This window comes from Sphaerochaeta sp. S2, from assembly GCF_016406725.1.
Lineage (GTDB): Bacteria > Spirochaetota > Spirochaetia > Sphaerochaetales > Sphaerochaetaceae > Sphaerochaeta.
The window spans coordinates 1-2683 of sequence record NZ_JAEKNT010000397.1 but is presented as its reverse complement, the minus strand read 5'-3'; the positions used below and the strand labels follow the sequence as shown (position 1 = coordinate 2683).

General features: G+C 51.5%; 3 protein-coding genes. All 3 read right to left on the bottom strand.

Translation table 11 applies throughout. The features are described 5' to 3' along the window. Positions 1 to 809, bottom strand: an 809-nt coding sequence (locus tag JF818_RS11735) for a tyrosine-type recombinase/integrase (RefSeq protein WP_198892192.1), incomplete at its 3' end; no start/stop codon positions are given. Positions 810 to 811: 2 nt separating this feature from the next. Beyond that, complete coding sequence (ftsZ, locus tag JF818_RS11730; RefSeq protein ID WP_198892191.1) at positions 812 to 2056, bottom strand: cell division protein FtsZ; 1245 nt, start codon at positions 2054 to 2056, stop codon at positions 812 to 814. A 27-nt stretch (positions 2057 to 2083) separates the two neighbouring features. Next, on the bottom strand, positions 2084 to 2683 hold a 600-nt coding region (locus tag JF818_RS11725; RefSeq protein WP_198892190.1), incomplete at its 5' end, for a cell division FtsA domain-containing protein.

Genomic DNA, 2683 nt, shown 5'->3' with positions numbered 1-2683 from the left:
GTCTTGATATCTGCATGTCCAAGCAACTCCTGGACACTTCTCAGGTCAGCCCCCCCCTCGAGGAGGTGGGTTGCAAAGCTATGGCGAAGCGTATGCACCTTTGCATCAAGGCCGCACTCCCCACAGTAGCTGACAAAACGTTTATATATGGCCTGCCTGGTAAGCTTCCTTCCCCTACGTCCGACAAAAAGGGCCTTATTGGCAAGGCGCATTCCGACAAGCGAGGGACGAATATCCCTAAGGTATATATCCAGATAGTTGGCTGCTATCTCCCCTACTGGAACAATACGAAGCTTATCCCGCTTTCCCAGTACCCGCAGTTTTCCATCCTGATAATCGGAAACCTCAAGATTGCATGCCTCACTGATTCTCAATCCACAGGAGTAGATCAATTCAAACAGGGTGCGATCCCGATATCCCAGAGGGGAGCTTGTATCAATACTTTCAAGGAGTACATCAATCTGCTCCACACTTGCCACCAGGGGAAGCGTGAGCGGTTTCTGTGAATGACTGATCAGGAGGACAGGGTTGTCCAGCCTTATCTTCTGGAGTTGCAGAAAGGAAAAAAATGACCTAAGTGCACTGAGTGTCTTTGCAAGACTTGCAGGGCTGAGGTTACGCTCCTTTCTCTCCCCGATCAGATAGGTTTCGAGTTGGGTTGCATCCACTGTCTCAAGGGGGAGTTCTGTTTCCAACAGACGAGAAACTTCGTATAGATAGACCGACAGCGTCGCCTGTGATAGACGACGCTGTATCATCAGATAATCCTCGTACTCTTCTAGCAAGAGCTGGTCAACGGGGAGAGCCATGGTTATTTCTCTTCTGCTTTATTCCTGGAGTACCTCAGTACGGCAGGGATGGTATAGTCGTTGGAATTACTACCCGACCCCTTGCCCAGCTGTTTCTGCAGATCCTGCCAACGATTCACCTGGATTGCAGGGATTGGTTCCTCGTCCTCCTGGGTGTTTTTGGCAGCAGGGGCATCTTCTTCCTGCCTCTTCTCGTCAACCTTTGCAGCGGCATAGTGACGCTTGACCATATCCATCTCAGGCACTTCAGCACCAACAACCTCTTCCTTCCGTTCAAAGCCAGTTGCCACCACAGTGACCTTGATTCGGTCACCCAGTTCGGGATTGAAAGCCTGACCTGCGATGATCAGGGCATCATCACTGCACTTGTCGGTTACCAACTCAACGACATCCTGGTACTCCTGGAGGGTAAGGTTGTCGCTACCCGAGAGATTGACCAGGACACTCTTGGCCCCTTCTATACTGGCATTTTCCAGGAGGGGGTTGTTGATGGCCTGGCGGGCAGCATCAACTGCACGGTTCGCCCCTTCTCCAAATCCGATACCCATGAGAGCATCACCCTTGCCTTTCATGACAGTCCTTACGTCTGCAAAGTCAATGTTGATCTCACCTGGTTCTGTGATCAGCTCACTGATTCCCTGTACACCCATATACAAGACTTCATCCGCCATCAGGAAGGCCTGCTTGATAGGGGTATTGTTCTCCACTACCTTCAGCAAATATTGGTTGGGGATGATGATAAGGGTATCCACCTGCTTTCGCAGTTTCTCAATTCCTGCCTGTGCCAAGAGCAATTTCTTCTTCCCTTCAAAAGCGAACGGGGTGGTTACCACCGCAACGGTGAGGGCATTGCAACTCTTGGCAATCTCAGCAACGATCGGGGCAGCACCGGTACCGGTTCCGCCTCCCATACCGGCGGTAATGAAAACCATATCAGCGTTCTCAATCTCGCGACGGATGTCTTCCTTGCTCTCCTGGGCAGCTTTCTCACCCACCTCAGGAACACCTCCTGCACCGAGACCTCCTGTCAACTCCTTGCCGATGGGAAGACGGACCTGTGCGTTGGATCGCTGTAAGGCCTGCATATCGGTGTTCATGGTAACGAACTGCACCTTTTTCAGGCCACTGGCAATCATACGATTAACCGCATTCCCCCCAGCACCTCCTACCCCGAGCACCTTGATGACCGTGGCAGTGGTTTGTTCATCCTGAACCATATCCTCAACTTCAAACATTCCAAAATCCATACTCTATTCCTTCGCCATTCGGCACGATTAAAACAGTGTCCTGAAAAAACCACGGAGCTTCGAGACTGCCCCACCTTCCTTGCGACGCGTCCGCTCCTTGCGTGAACGTGTTCCGGTAGCAGTATTCCGTGCCCTACGAGCTTCACTCTTCATCAAGCCAAGCACAGTCGTGTACTGTGGACTGATATAACTCCGATCCAAGCCCCCAATAGCCTCAGGGAATCCGAGGCGTGCGGGAAGCTGGAAAATCTCACTTGCCAGTTCGGTAACCCCGCTAAGCAGGGCCCCTCCTCCTACCAATACCACCCCACCACCAAAGGAACCATGCACCTGGGCTTTTTCCAAGTCGCTCTGCAATCTACTGAAGATTTCAGCCATTCTTGGTTCAATGACCTTGCTGAGCTCTTTCTTCGGCATCTTGATGGGTGGAAGGCCTCCCACCTGGGGGATAAGTACCATATCCTCACTACTGACAGAAGGTACATAACTGTGACCACTTTCACACTTTATCTGTTCCGCGGTTCCCCGCGTCTTGTTCAGAATGTAGGCAATATCATTCGTGACAGCATCTCCTCCTAGGTTAACCCCACCTGTATAGACGGGAGCCCCATTGGTATAAGCTATCAT